Annotated in this window: 15 protein-coding genes, 1 other RNA gene and 1 pseudogene; 8 read left to right on the top strand and 9 right to left on the bottom strand. The window is 42.5% G+C overall.

Annotated features, from left to right (window positions below):
• The first annotated feature begins 24 nt into the window (after positions 1 to 24).
• From smpB to GN277_RS22535, 3 genes are all read left to right on the top strand, one after another.
• Positions 25 to 492, top strand: coding sequence for an SsrA-binding protein SmpB (gene smpB / locus GN277_RS22545; RefSeq protein WP_159754035.1), 468 nt, complete (start codon positions 25 to 27; stop codon positions 490 to 492).
• A gap of 56 nt (positions 493 to 548) precedes the next feature.
• The gene (locus tag GN277_RS22540) at positions 549 to 785 is read left to right on the top strand and encodes a hypothetical protein (RefSeq protein WP_159754032.1); all 237 of its coding nucleotides are present in this window, start codon (positions 549 to 551) and stop codon (positions 783 to 785) included.
• 109 nt (positions 786 to 894) lie between these two features.
• A complete protein-coding gene (locus GN277_RS22535; protein WP_159754029.1) occupies positions 895 to 1590 on the top strand; it encodes a zinc-ribbon domain-containing protein in 696 nt (231 codons plus the stop codon).
• 98 nt (positions 1591 to 1688) lie between these two features.
• Here GN277_RS22535 and GN277_RS22530 read toward each other — a convergent pair whose 3' ends face one another.
• From GN277_RS22530 to GN277_RS31830, 4 genes are all read right to left on the bottom strand, one after another.
• Entirely contained in the window at positions 1689 to 2114 is a 426-nt protein-coding gene (locus tag GN277_RS22530) for an Hsp20/alpha crystallin family protein (RefSeq protein WP_159754026.1), read from the bottom strand.
• A 247-nt stretch (positions 2115 to 2361) separates the two neighbouring features.
• Positions 2362 to 2583 carry a hypothetical protein gene (locus GN277_RS22525; protein ID WP_159754023.1) on the bottom strand — a complete coding sequence of 74 codons (222 nt, stop codon included), beginning with the start codon at positions 2581 to 2583 and terminating at the stop codon, positions 2362 to 2364.
• Between the two features lie 162 nt (positions 2584 to 2745).
• Complete coding sequence (locus tag GN277_RS22520) at positions 2746 to 2871, bottom strand: GHKL domain-containing protein (RefSeq protein WP_159754020.1); 126 nt, start codon at positions 2869 to 2871, stop codon at positions 2746 to 2748.
• A 500-nt stretch (positions 2872 to 3371) separates the two neighbouring features.
• The gene (locus GN277_RS31830) at positions 3372 to 3551 is read right to left on the bottom strand and encodes a DUF6194 family protein (protein WP_330587508.1); all 180 of its coding nucleotides are present in this window, start codon (positions 3549 to 3551) and stop codon (positions 3372 to 3374) included.
• Positions 3552 to 3807: 256 nt separating this feature from the next.
• Here GN277_RS31830 and GN277_RS22510 point away from each other — a divergent pair, with 256 nt between their 5' ends.
• Together GN277_RS22510 and GN277_RS22505 are read left to right on the top strand one after the other, a co-directional pair.
• Complete coding sequence (locus GN277_RS22510; protein ID WP_159754017.1) at positions 3808 to 4725, top strand: helix-turn-helix transcriptional regulator; 918 nt, start codon at positions 3808 to 3810, stop codon at positions 4723 to 4725.
• A 4-nt stretch (positions 4726 to 4729) separates the two neighbouring features.
• Positions 4730 to 5323: a uracil-DNA glycosylase family protein gene (locus GN277_RS22505; protein WP_159754014.1), complete on the top strand. Its 594-nt coding sequence runs from the start codon at positions 4730 to 4732 to the stop codon at positions 5321 to 5323.
• 85 nt (positions 5324 to 5408) lie between these two features.
• Here GN277_RS22505 and GN277_RS22500 read toward each other — a convergent pair whose 3' ends face one another.
• From GN277_RS22500 to GN277_RS22480, 5 genes and pseudogenes are all read right to left on the bottom strand, one after another.
• Entirely contained in the window at positions 5409 to 6347 is a 939-nt protein-coding gene (locus GN277_RS22500; RefSeq protein WP_159754011.1) for an ABC transporter permease, read from the bottom strand.
• Entirely contained in the window at positions 6344 to 7882 is a 1539-nt protein-coding gene (locus GN277_RS22495; protein WP_159754008.1) for an ABC transporter permease, read from the bottom strand. Before GN277_RS22495 ends, GN277_RS22500 begins: the two co-directional genes overlap by 4 nt.
• A pseudogene (locus GN277_RS22490) lies at positions 7875 to 8565 on the bottom strand (ABC transporter ATP-binding protein). The gene GN277_RS22495 and the pseudogene GN277_RS22490 overlap by 8 nt, the downstream one beginning before the upstream one ends.
• A gap of 98 nt (positions 8566 to 8663) precedes the next feature.
• Positions 8664 to 9476 (bottom strand): sensor histidine kinase, encoded by an 813-nt coding sequence (locus GN277_RS22485; RefSeq protein WP_159754005.1) that lies wholly within the window; start codon positions 9474 to 9476, stop codon positions 8664 to 8666.
• The gene (locus GN277_RS22480) at positions 9458 to 10102 is read right to left on the bottom strand and encodes a response regulator transcription factor (protein ID WP_159754002.1); all 645 of its coding nucleotides are present in this window, start codon (positions 10100 to 10102) and stop codon (positions 9458 to 9460) included. The genes GN277_RS22485 and GN277_RS22480 overlap by 19 nt, the downstream gene beginning before the upstream one ends.
• A gap of 232 nt (positions 10103 to 10334) precedes the next feature.
• On the opposite strand from GN277_RS22480, the gene ssrA reads away from it, so the two are divergent.
• The 3 genes from ssrA to GN277_RS22465 all read left to right on the top strand — a co-directional run bounded on the left by ssrA (position 10335) and on the right by GN277_RS22465 (position 12857).
• Positions 10335 to 10686, top strand: a transfer-messenger RNA (tmRNA) gene (ssrA, locus tag GN277_RS22475).
• Positions 10687 to 10987: 301 nt separating this feature from the next.
• Complete coding sequence (locus tag GN277_RS22470; RefSeq protein ID WP_159753999.1) at positions 10988 to 11179, top strand: hypothetical protein; 192 nt, start codon at positions 10988 to 10990, stop codon at positions 11177 to 11179.
• Positions 11180 to 11600: 421 nt separating this feature from the next.
• Complete coding sequence (locus tag GN277_RS22465) at positions 11601 to 12857, top strand: SpoIID/LytB domain-containing protein (protein ID WP_159753996.1); 1257 nt, start codon at positions 11601 to 11603, stop codon at positions 12855 to 12857.
• Positions 12858 to 12873: the final 16 nt, after the last annotated feature.

Below are 12873 nucleotides of genomic sequence, written 5' to 3'. Positions count from 1 at the left end.
TTTTAATATGAGGAGGTCATGTATATGGCAAAGACAAACGGGAAGATGATCGCCAATAATAAGAAGGCATACCATGATTATTTTATACTGGATACCTATGAGGCGGGGATTGCTCTCCACGGAACAGAGGTAAAATCCCTGCGGATGGGTAAATGCAGTATTAAGGAGTCATTTATCCGTGTGGAGAATGGCGAGGTCTATATCTATGGTATGCATATCAGCCCTTACGAGAAGGGAAATATTTTCAATAAGGACCCCCTGCGGGTTAGAAAGCTGCTTCTCCACAAGTCGGAGATTAACAAGCTGCTTGGAAAGACGAAGGAGAAGGGTGTGGCGATTGTGCCCCTTAAAGTATATTTCAAAGGCAGCCTTGTTAAAATCGAGGTTGGGATGGCAAAGGGTAAGAAGCTGTATGACAAGCGGCAGGATATTGCCAAAAAAGACCAGCAAAGAGAGGCCCAGAGGGATTTCAAGGTGCGTAATCTTGGGTGATATAGAAGAACGCCGGATATTTAAGCAGGTTTTAATTAGCAAAAGGAGGAACATCCATGGTGCCGACCAGAAAAGATGATTTGAGAAGGATGGTCACACAGACGACCATTGAGACTTATGAGGAACTGACGCCTCAGCTAATCCAGTTGATTGAAAAGACCAAAAGGGATGATGGGCTTACAGAGGCACAGAAGCAGGATGAAATTTCCCTGCATATGTTAGGATATGTGAAATCCTGTACCAACGAGATTATTGTGGAGGTGTTGGCAGAAATTTTGGGACTGGACGATTGAGACAGTGGTATTTTCTTAACATATTTTCTAAATATTTCAGAAAGGGATTGCACATTGAGCGTGTGGGGAATACAATAGAATTATTCTAAGAGAGGAAGGGGCAAAAAAGATGGCTTATTGTGTGAAATGTGGTGCGAAGGTGGATGACGGAATCATGTCATGTCCATACTGCGGCGCCCAGATACCAAATGTATCAGGCGGTTATACGGGCGGCAGCCAGGCAAGTGGAAGTGATACGGGCTATGGACAGAACAGCAGTCAGGAATATACATATGGTCAGCAAGGCTATGGACAGAACGGCGGACAGGAATATACATATGGTCAGCAAGGCTATGGGCAGACCAGCCGGCAAAGCTACGGTCAGAATGATCAGCAGGGGAATGGTTCAGGAGGATATCAGCAGTATGGGTATCAACAGGCAGGCTACCAGCAGTATGGGTGTGGATCAGTGGATTATTTTGACCAGAATGAAGTTCGCAGGAACAAAGTTATGGGTGTTCTGTCTTACCTTGGAATCCTGGTATTGATCCCCCTTCTTGCAGGTGATAAGCAGTCTCAGTATGTCAAGCATCATGTGAATCAGGGCTTGGTGCTTTTCTTATTATCCTCACTGGTGGACTTGCTGGAGGGTGATTGGGTGTGGGGCTTACATTCGATTATACACTTTGGCGGAGGGATGTTTTCCTGGATCTTCGATATCCTGGGGCTTGTGTTCTTTATCCTGATGGTGATGGGAATTGTGGCTGCATGTAAGGGCGACAGGAAGGAACTGCCCCTGATTGGCAAGATTAAGTTTTTTAAGTAGCAGATTGTAATATAATCAGGTAAAATGTAAGGGGAGATACCATATAGGTTCTCCCCTTACATTGTCTTCTATGATGTTCCCAAAATGTTACTCAGTTCTTATTCAATCGTAATCAATCTTGGCAGTTCTTCCTGCTTCTGAACCTCCTTCGGGAATGAAAGATGAAGAACGCCCTCCTTAAATGCAGCTTTGATATCATCCTGTGTCAAAGCGTCTCCAACGTAAAAGCTTCTGTTGCAGGTGCCAGTGTATCTTTCCTTGTGTACACAATTACCCTTGGCGTCCTTCTCCTCCTTTGTCATATTCTTGTGGGCAGAGATGGTAAGGTATCCGTCTTTTAGGTCGGCCTTGATATCTTCCTTGGCATATCCTGGAAGCTCCATCTCTACCAGATAGTTCCCATCCTTCTCGTGAATATCTGTCTTCATAATCTGAGCAGATGTGTGGTCGTAAGAGCGGCTGAAAAACGGGTCGCTGAACATATCGTCGAATAAATTGTTGAAACCTCTGTTTGCTAATAACATAAATCATTCCTCCTTGAAAAATGTCTTATGGTTTATTATGTCCCATAAGGTATGAAAATTATTTATTGTTTTATTTGCTATATATATTATATAACATATATTGTTAGCAAAGTCAATAGGTGAGTGCTAATAATATTAAAAAGTCAAGAAGAAATTAGAATTTTAATTGCCTTTGGAGATTTTTTACATCTTGCACATGCAGTAAATCTTTTCATTTTCCTCTTGACATATCACCAAATTGCTTTCATTATCCAAATGTGCGCTTAATCTCGTCACGTTCTCTTTGCGTTTCCACCCAATTCTCCACATATCCGCAATCGCAGCAGACATAGCGTATAACCGGGATTTTTTTCATCAATGTAAAGGTCGAAGTATAAATATTGTTCCCGCTGGCATGACGTTTTTGGTTATTGGGAACACGGACAATATTTTGTGAATTGCATTTAGGGCAGCGTTTGGTATTCTTCATGGTGCTATATCCTCCTTACGACAAATGATAAGCTAATCTCCATTTCCTTTTGTGTGTAAGTTTCTGTTACAGCCATAGTATACTGCAAAAGCGGCATTTCTTCCGCTTTGTCCATAAAAAAACAGACCGCCAACATGAACAGTCTGCATTTCGATAGATTGATTATGCCTTTACTGCTTCAAAAGATAATGTGACAACAGCGCGTAATCTATCATCTTCATTTCTTATTGCTTCAAGGGCATTATCTAAAAGATTACCTAAAATTGCAATTAAGTCAACACGGTTCATCAGAATGATAAAAATTCATAAGATAGCTACTGGTGTTTTAAAAATCTTTATTCGTAAAAATGCCAGAAATATGTTATACTCGTATCTGTTAAATAATAATAACGGCAAAGAAAGGCGGCGAGCCATATTTTTGGGCTAAAAAGTATGAAATAATTGACATTTAAATAAAAATAAATTACCCTTTATTAGGGCATGATTTCTATTCTAAATTTGACATGCCCATGAAAGGAGAAATCAGGAATGAATGATTTGTGGGCACTTATTTTTTGGGGGAAATGGGTATACAAAAAATGATAAGTTAATATTTGAGGAGGGAAATTCTAATGGATAAGCATAGCGAAAATTTTGAAAAAATAAAAGCACAATTACATGAACAGGGTTATCATGAAAAAGATGTTACTTTTACTTCTGGAAAGGCAATGATTTTAGGTGTTTTTTATGCACTTCCAATGAGCGTTTTCTCCTGCTCAGATTCCCAATGTTATGTAACGGCTTTGGGATTACTTCCTGCGTTTCTTAAATTTCTTCTTTGCATACTCATAGGCTTCTTGGATATATGGTTTCAGTTCCTCAAAGGTCTGTTCAGAAGGGTTCAATACACATATCCATGCCATCCATGCATAGACAGGATGGGGCAGTATCAAATCCAATGCGGTAAAGTCATAGTTTATATCTACAATTCCGCCCGCAGGTGGGCGTTTGGGTACAGCTCCAAATAATTCAGTAAAAGTCTTTTTCGTATTCCCAGATTTACACGGTAGACGTTCTCTCTGCTCAAATCAGAGCCTTTGTCATTGTCACCGGCTTTTTCCTTGCTTTACGGGCATAGGAGCTGGATTTCAAACTGAATTTTCTACTAAATTACAGTAAGTGTAATAACCTTGACATGACGTTGTCAAGGTTATTACAATATAATCAAGCTGTGGAGGTGATGAATTGCAGGAAAGCAGACTGTTTAGAATTTTGTATTATTTATTAAATAAAGGACATGCTACTGCTCCCGAATTAGCAGAGAAATTTGAGGTATCCGTCCGTACAATTTATCGTGATGTAGACGCTATAAGTAGTGCGGGTATTCCTATCTATGTTACAACGGGAAGAAAGGGCGGTATACAGTTTCTTGATGATTATGTCCTTGGTAAAACCTTTTTTTCAGATAGTGAAAAGTTAGAGATATTATCCAGCTTACAAAGCCTGTCAGCCGTTCAATATCCAGAGGTAGATACCAGCTTGAATAAACTTAGAGCAATTTTTCAAATTGGCTTAATAGATTGGCTTGATGTAGATTTTTCACGTTGGGGAAGTGCTGCAAAGATCGAGAATAGAATGTTTAGGCAGCTAAAACAAGCTATATTTGAAAATCGTGAAATCACCTTTGATTACTACAATGCTACTGGGGAAAGCGGCAAACGAAATGTATATCCGTACAAATTAGTTTACAAGGATAAGGCGTGGTATTTGTATGCCTTTTGTCTGTTACGAAATGAAAACAGATTGTTTCGTTTTTCAAGAATAAAAAACCTAATTTTAACCGAAGTACGTTTTGAAAGAAAGGCAGATATAGACCAATATCATTCCGTTTTTCCAATGCCGGAGGAAATTGGAGATTTAATAGATTTAGAATTGGAATTTACTTTAGATGTTGGGTACAGGTTATTTGATACCCTGGACGATACAGCGATTACAAAACACGAAAAGGGATATACTGTTAAGCTTACCTTGCCGGAAAATAATTGGCTATACGATTTTCTCATGTCATTCGGAAACAAAGTAACAATAATTCAGCCTAAATCTATCCGTCAAACATTGATAACAAAACATGAAGCCGCAAGAGCTCATCATAAAGGAGAATAAAGATATGAATATAAAAAAGGAACTTGAAACAAAAGTAGGGAAAGCAAACGGTATATATCTTAATAATATTGACATTGATCTACTTTCGATTAAGGCAATTATGATAAATGAAGTTGTCCCCTCTGACCCCTTACAGGATTTTTATGGAATCCCTGATGCTGATTATCTGAAAACAACTATTCCCCTTTTGCAAGGGGCGGGTACAGAGGTAACTTCCATACAAGATATATTGCAAAAGGGTATCTATATCACAAATGCCGTCAAAACTCCTAAGACAGACTATGCTATTGATAGAAGAAGTATTGAAAACAGTTTGCCTTATTTAGAAGCAGAACTTTCTTTGTTCCCCAATATAAAGGTTATTATGCTTATGGGTGATGTTGCAAAGAAAGCCTTTAACATGATTGCGAAAAAGTCAACAAAGAAAAATGTTATTCCCGCTGTTTCCACCTATAAATTGCGGAAGAACGAAATCTATTATAAGGGTATCCGAGTAATGCCGTCATACATAATGACAGGGGGAAACATCCTAATAGAAAAGTCAAAAGTAACAATGGCAACTGAGGATATTGCAAATATGTTAGAAATAATCAAGTGAAATTAACAAAGCTGCCGTAACCGGAGGCTTCCTGCAGGTTTTGCAGGCTTGCCTTTCGGTACAGTGGCAGGCATTTGAGTAACGTTTACCTCCAAGCAATCTCCTCAGTTATATTCCCGTCCAAGACTTCATTTCCAGCCCATAGCATCGCCGCGATACAAATCACCATATTCAGCACAATCATACCCGCCATCGGCAGAAGGGGAAGATTTCCGTTAGCGTGCAGAAATAAAAATACATGCTGCAATGCATAATACAACACTTTATGCACCAGCCCATACAGAACCGTCATAAAGAATCCGGAACAAAGCCCATAGCACAGCCCTTCCTTTACCAGCAGCTTACAAAATCCCGCATCCGTAATCCCCATTGCCCGAAGAATTCCAAATTCATGCTTTCTCGCTGTCACAAGATACTGCATACTGTTTAGGATATGAAAAACACTGATCAGAAGTAAAATAACGGCAATCCCATAGAAGAAGAACATTTTCTGGCGAAGGTAGTTCTCCTGCTGTTCAATCAACAAGGTATAATCCTTAATCAGACAGTTGGGAGTCCCATCCACAAAAGCCCGAATCTTATCGGCAGCTTTGTCATGCTCCGCCCCTTCTGTCAGAGAAATACCGATACTGTCATATCCCTCAATCCCGAAATAATCCGACATCTGTTGATTGGTCATGATAATACCCACGGTACTGTTGGAATCTCCAATATAATTATTATTTTTTCCCAAAGACCTGCTGACAACAGCGGAAACCGTAAATTCTTTTTCCTGATACCAGTCTTCTGGCCCTTCAAATCGTAATGCTTCTTCCGGCAGGTCAGCAGCTTTTAAAACCTTCAGCCGGATTACGTCTCCAGGAGCGATATCAATCCCGTCATAGTATCCCTGCCCGTCCATGATGGTTTTTAAGATAACCGTATCCTCTTTGAGCATGGACTTAGGGTCAATGGTTCCATCAAGAAGATAGGGGGAAAGCTCTTGAAGCATCAGGTCTGAGTAACCGTAAACATTTGCCTTCAAGCGGTAATCCATTTCGCTCTGTTTGGTGATGATTCCGTATATACCTGAATATCTGAGGCAAGCCCGTCGTCAGCTTTGAAGGTCAAAGCGTTATGGATCCTGACGTTTTGGATTACATAGGTAGTACCAAGGAAGAAAAATTGTGCCAGGGAAAGGGATACGATGATACTAAAAAACATCCCTTTTCGTTCAAATAAGAACCTTCGGCTCAAGATTCCAATCATATTGCCGTGCCTTAAACTGTAAATTCTGCGGCTCTGTTTTCCGGCATAAGTATTCTGGGACTGCATTTCAATCCAGGTAAATTTACGCATCCGGCTAGTGAGCAGGAGGCTTACAAACAGCATCAGGAATATCAGAAACAGCGCGCTTCCTATGATGACTCCGAAGGAAATATGAAAGCTGCCGGAACGGACTTCAATCTGCGCAGCCACGTCTCTGTTATCTGCGGTATGTGTGCCGTTTTTTGTCATGCCGATATTCTGATTTACGAAAATATCGCCCATGCGGGTATAGAAGGCATTTGCCGCCAGATTCCCGACTGCCGCGCCGATTGGATATCCTGCAAATAAAATCAAGTACAGCTCTGACAGAAGAAGGCCGAAGGTGGTGCGTTCGTCCATGCCGAGTATCTGAAGGGTGCTGTACTGTGACGTGCGTTTCCGAAGGGACACCTGGAACAAACTGAATATGACGAAAGCGGCAAATATGCCAAGAGCGGCCAGAATCAGTTTTTCCGTCAGATTATAGTTTTGGTTCAAGGTCCCCCAGAAATATGCAAGCCGCCCTTCTGGAAGCGACAGTGCAGTCTTAAGGATGCTAAGGACGGAAGGGGTAGTATCTCCGCCTACATAGGCGGTTATCTCGCTGACCCGTTTTATTTTGTGAATATCAAAATGAAAATCCTTGGAAAATGCTGTTGCCTGGGAGAGTACACGGCCGTTTTCCGTAAATTTGACATATAGAAAGGGATGGTCTTCTCTAAGTTCTGTGTCTGAGCTTACGAAGACCTTCATCTTTGTATTCGTTTCGTCCCACTGGTCTGAGAGGATTCCGCACAGGGTATAGGTATCTTTGTCCAGGACGATTGTACTGCCGATTGTCTTTTTAAGGCCAAGGTTGCGGATGGTACGCTCGGAGAGAGCGGCCTCGCCTGAGTTCTGAGGATATGCGCCTTCAAGGAGATCTCTGTGGAACATCTCCATATAATTAGTGTCGGCGCAGACAAATGTGAGAGGGTAAGGAGTCTCCACTTCTTTCTTGACTGTAAGGATTCCTGCCTTTTCAACCGTAAAATCTTTTGTGTGCAAGGCTTCCTGCAAATCGTCAAAATCGCCCTCATTCATGTCGAACATATAATGAGCGTCCCCGTAAACCGTTCTAATCCGTTCAATATCGGCAATTCTCCCGCTGTTTAGCAATGAGCCTACGCCTGTCATCAGAGCAACGGACATTATGGTTCCCAATAGCAGAGACAAGGTCTGTTTTTTGTAATATTTCAGGTAGGAAAATGCCAGCTTTATCGTCTTAATCAAGGTTATCACCTCCTTTTTTAAGAAGCTGTCCGTCTTCAATGGAAATGCTTCTGTCACAGGACTGTGCAATCAATTCATTGTGTGTGACCATGAGGATTGTTTGGTGGAATTTCCGTGCGCTCATGCGCAGAAGGCCCATAACCTCCGCCGTCGTTCGGGAGTCCAGGTTGCCGGTAGGCTCGTCTGCAAGAAGTAAGGCTGGTTTGTTCGCCAGGGCTCTGGCCAGGGCCACCCGCTGCTGTTGTCCGCCGGACAGTTCAGAGGGGTATTTCCTGCGTTTGTCCCAGAGTCCCAGTTCTTTTAACAATTCCTGAATAAACGGGTGGTCTACATGACGTCCTTTGTCAAAGGTGACGGGCAGGGCAACGTTGTCATAGACGTTTAAGACAGGCATCAGGCTGTAGTTCTGGAATACGAAGCCGATGTTGCGCACGCCGGAAGATGGTCAACTCCTTCCTGGTCAGTGAGGCTATATCATGATTTCGGATTCTGATTGAGCCGTTGGTGGGGGTATCAAGCCCTCCAATTAAGTTCATCAGGGTACTTTTACCGGAACCAGAGGTTCCCACCACGGCGATAAATTCTCCCTGGCTGACGGTAAAGCTGATGCCTTTAAGGGCATAGACTTCATTTTTGCCGGTTCCATAAACTTTTTCAAGCTGTGATACTTCTAAAATGTTCATAGATGACTCCTTTCTGCTTCGTACATTCATAGAATGTATTGTTCTTATGAAGTCAATTTTATAAGCTTAAGATTACAGCCATACTACAAAATGCTGCTTCAATTCTTACAGTTTTGTAAGAACACAGTAAAACAACTTCCTTTTCCTACCTGCGATTCCACCGTCAGATAGCCGTACTCCTTTTCCAGAATCATTTTAGATAAATACAGTCCGATTCCTGAGCCTGCTATATTCTCCACACGTTTACTCCGGTAGAAACGACGGAAAATAGCTTGATATTCGGAAGAATCAATGCCGATTCCGTTGTCGGAGAAGGAAATCTGTGTATACATTTCCAGAGATTGCACTGTAATCTCAATTCTGCCGCCAGTATCCGAGTATTTGACTGCATTTTCCAAAAGATTGGCAAATACTTCGGCAGTCCATTTGCGGTTATGCAGGAGTATAGGATTTTTGTCGCTTTCCAGTTCAATATGAAGCTGTTTCTTTTGAGCCTGCTCATAAACCGTATTAAGAGCATCCATGAGGGTTTCATGGATGGGGAGAGGTTCGATTTCAAAATTAATAGCGTTCTGCTCCAGACTTGCCATCTTAAACAGGGACTTAAGAATCCAATCAATTTTGACGGACTGAGTATGCATTTTTTCAAGAAAATGTGACTGTTGCTTAGGCGTCAGCGCTGAGTCCTTCAACAGTTCTTCATACATGATCACATTAGCTAAAGGTGTTTTTAACTGGTGGGACATGTTGGAAATGAGTTGTTTTACCTGCTCCTTTTCCTGTTCTGCCTGTTCGATTTCCAGCAGCAGATGTTCCTGGATTCGTTTGGCCTTCCCTGCCAGAAAGGAGAGCTTTCCTTCTTTTAAATCCGAGTGTAGAATCGGTTCCCTTTTTAGGACGGCGTCCAGCATCCGGTCGATTTCTCGGTAAAGCCTTCGATTTTGGTCCGCAGGCGGCGGATATTTACAGATACAGTATTATCGTCCACAAATTTGCCGTCGCTGTCCCAGATGTGGTTCAGAATCTGGTCTTTGGACAGCACACGGTTTTTATTCTCCATCAGGTACAGAAGCAGACGGTATTCGGTCTGGCTGCATATGATTTCGGTTGCTCCACGCATTACGGTGCAGGAGCTCTTATCTATGGAGATGCCATTGGAAATGAGGAGTTCAGGCTGTTCCCTATGCTGGAGAAGTTTCTTGATTCTTGCCTTTAACACAGCCAGGGAGAAGGGCTTGCGCATGTAATCGTCTACCCCAAGCTCAAGGGCTTTTACTTCATCCATCTCGGTGTCCCTTGCAGTCAGCATGAGGATTGGCTGTTGGCTGAATGTGCGGATTTGTGAGCAGAGGTAAAAGCCGTTGCCATCAGGAAGGTTACAGTCTAAGAGAACCAGGTCAAAGGGAGCTGCTTTCAGCAAAGAAAGTCCCTCCTTGCACGTGGAGGCGCAGGTGGTTTCGTAACCGTCAAGCTGCAGGGAGAAAGAAAGCCCTTCCTGCAGGTCCAGGTCGTCTTCTATCATTAATATTTTCTTCATGGAATAGTCCTTTCGTAAAAATAGATTCTTATATCTTATGAAAGAATTATAGCATAAAATATTTTTTGATTGAGAAAATTTTTTCACGTGTTGAAAACATCTTGACAAAAACGAATATTTGTTCATATAATAGAATATACTTATTGGAGGACTATGGTGATTATTATAATTATCATCCAATAAGATCTCAAAAAGAGACAGTCTGCAACCAGATATACAGCAATGAAGATTAGGGCTTGTACTGGTTTCGACGGAGGTTTGGAAGTTGGAGAAGCCATCCGTAGTGGGACACTACGTTAAAAGTTCCAATTAAATATAAACGCAGACAATAGAGAATTAGCGTACGCTGCTTAATTTAAGCGGCAGTCGGCCTTAAGTCATCCGCTGCTTAAGTCACCGGCTTCAACGAGGCGGAGCACTTCGTTTCCAAAGCTTTGAGGGGATGGAAGAACTTATGAAGCTACTGAAGCTAAAAGCCTGTCATTAGGCGTTTGGCAGAGGGAATGTTAAATTAATGACTGTGATGGGAGATGCTCTGGTGGATGGGCTTTCGGACGCGGGTTCAACTCCCGCCAGGTCCATTACTTGTGGTAAGGAGGGACCCACGAAGTGGGAGGATGCCTTATCACAAAGCAGACGCCCACGAACAAAGTTCGTATAGAAAAGCGTCTGCTCCACTTATAAAAATCGCTTTTAATCCAGCAATATCAAGGATTGAGCGATTTTTTATTTGCAAGAATTAAAAGAGGACAAATATCTGCCAAAGATTCAATATCGTCCTATATGAAGTTCTTTGATAATGGAATAAAGGCTTTACACCTAAATTACCGGTTGTTATAATGAAAGTACCAAGTAAACGGCACTTATAGAAAGTAGGTGAAAGGTATGCCGAGTCAAGCAGATATTGTTAGGGATTCAATAAACGAATTTTCAAGGATTCAAGACTGGATGATATTAGCTAAAAAGAATGATGATCTTGAAACATACGAACAGATACACAAACGTTATATTGAATTGAAAGTTACATTGTCAACTTTAGGCGTTAATATCACGGAACTTGACAGAATCAAAGAGTAATAGCATATTAAAAATAAGTAAACAGTAACCTATAAGGTGTAAAATCTTTATTGAATTATTAAAGGCTTTGCACCTTTTTAATTCTTCAAATTATAAGCAACCGAGCAAGCCGGAAGCACTCACAAACTTAAATCAATATACTGGTGAGCCATCCGAGTATTGGCAATAGTCCAGAAGGTTATTTGAGGGTTGCTGCTAATCTTTCAAAATATAATTGGGAAAGCTCTTTGAGGTTATAATATTTTCCCTAAACAGGGCATACATTGAGAAAAGAGTATTTGGACAAGGGGTTACAGGTACATTGAAAAGATCTATCAGATACACCAAGAAAAATAGATACCGACGAATCCCCCTAAAATTTTCCGACCCCTTCTGGTACGGCCTGCTAATCCTTCTTTGTCTTTTCATAATCGGAGGGCTAATGGAAGCGCTGACCCACCGAGAGGAAGGAATATTGGGAAAGAAGGAAAAAGAGCAGAAGAAAGAAGAACCGCTTAAGGAGGAGAAGAGGGAGATTGTAGTCAACAACCCGAATATTCGGGTGCTTTTGATGACCGACGGATATGTAAATATTGTTCACCCAAGCGTTTCTGTATCGGCAGGGGGCGGCCTGATCATTGCTTTTGGAGAAGAAAGTCAAGAGGCAGCGGCAGGCGAAACCATAGCGTTTGCGCCGGACGATCCCAGATTTCAGAGTGGCAATATCAGAATCAGCGCTAAGGATGGAGGAGAGATTACCTTAAACAGTATTAAGCGAAGCTGTGGGACTCCCTCCTATGCCGGCACACTGGAGCTTAGGACGACGGCGGAGGGGATTGTCATTATCAATGAACTTCCACTGGAAACCTATCTTTGTAAGGTGGTGCCAAGCGAAATGCCGCCCTCCTATGAGCTAGAGGCGTTGAAGGCCCAGGCAGTCTGCGCCAGGAGTTATGCCTATCGGCAGATGGCAGGCTTTGGATATCCGGAATATGAGGCTCATGTGAACGACAGCACAGATTACCAGGTCTATGGGAATTCTCAGGCTCAGGAGTCCACGAATCAGGCGGTCATGGAAACTCAGGGGCAGGTGGCGCGCTATCAGGGACAGATTGTGACCACCTACTATTATTCTACCTCCTGTGGAAAAACAGCAGGGCTTGAGGCATGGGGGACACAGCCCGACGAGGGAAACCAGTATTTGCAGTCAGTGGAGGTGAGAGACGAGAACGGAGACTACGAGGCAGAGCTTCCCTGGTATCGGTGGGAGGCAAAGATACCGGCAGGGACATTGTCTAATCTGATTAGCCAAAACACCGGAGTGAATATTGGAGCTCTCCAGAATGTGGAGATTACGAAGACCGGCGCCGGAGGCGTCGCTCTTCAAATATGCGCCAGGGGGGATATAGGGACGGTAACCGTGGATACAGAGAATAAGATTCGGCGGGCTTTAGGCGGCAGCGGTTATGAGATTGTCAAACAGGACGGGGCCATAGCGGCAAGCTCGTCGCTGCTTCCCAGTGCATTTTTTACCATACAAAGAGAAGGAGATACATTTGTGATATCCGGTGGCGGGTTCGGGCATGGAATTGGGATGAGCCAGAACGGCGCTAACGAGATGGCCAAGAAAGGGAAAAACTACATAGATATATTGACATTATTTTTTCATGATGTGGAGATTAAAGCCGGAGACAGTTAAGGGACTCCGGCTTATA

The organism is Sporofaciens musculi (assembly GCF_009830285.1).
In the GTDB taxonomy this organism is placed as follows: Bacteria; Bacillota; Clostridia; order Lachnospirales; family Lachnospiraceae; genus Sporofaciens; species Sporofaciens musculi.
The sequence above is the reverse complement of the archived record's forward strand: the minus strand, read 5'-3'. Positions and strand labels throughout refer to the sequence as shown.

Excerpts from the sequence above, each read along its gene's own strand:
- smpB (WP_159754035.1), top strand. The coding sequence starts at position 25 with ATGGCAAAGACAAACGGGAAGATGATCGCCAATAATAAGAAGGCATAC.
- GN277_RS22540 (WP_159754032.1), top strand. The coding sequence starts at position 549 with ATGGTGCCGACCAGAAAAGATGATTTGAGAAGGATGGTCACACAGACG.
- GN277_RS22535 (WP_159754029.1), top strand. The coding sequence starts at position 895 with ATGGCTTATTGTGTGAAATGTGGTGCGAAGGTGGATGACGGAATCATG.
- GN277_RS22530 (WP_159754026.1), bottom strand. The coding sequence starts at position 2,114 with ATGTTATTAGCAAACAGAGGTTTCAACAATTTATTCGACGATATGTTC.
- GN277_RS22525 (WP_159754023.1), bottom strand. The coding sequence starts at position 2,583 with ATGAAGAATACCAAACGCTGCCCTAAATGCAATTCACAAAATATTGTC.
- GN277_RS22520 (WP_159754020.1), bottom strand. The coding sequence starts at position 2,871 with ATGAACCGTGTTGACTTAATTGCAATTTTAGGTAATCTTTTAGATAAT.
- GN277_RS22505 (WP_159754014.1), top strand. The coding sequence starts at position 4,730 with ATGAATATAAAAAAGGAACTTGAAACAAAAGTAGGGAAAGCAAACGGT.
- GN277_RS22485 (WP_159754005.1), bottom strand. The coding sequence starts at position 9,476 with ATGCTGGACGCCGTCCTAAAAAGGGAACCGATTCTACACTCGGATTTA.
- GN277_RS22480 (WP_159754002.1), bottom strand. The coding sequence starts at position 10,102 with ATGAAGAAAATATTAATGATAGAAGACGACCTGGACCTGCAGGAAGGG.
- GN277_RS22470 (WP_159753999.1), top strand. The coding sequence starts at position 10,988 with ATGCCGAGTCAAGCAGATATTGTTAGGGATTCAATAAACGAATTTTCA.
- GN277_RS22465 (WP_159753996.1), top strand. The coding sequence starts at position 11,601 with ATGGAAGCGCTGACCCACCGAGAGGAAGGAATATTGGGAAAGAAGGAA.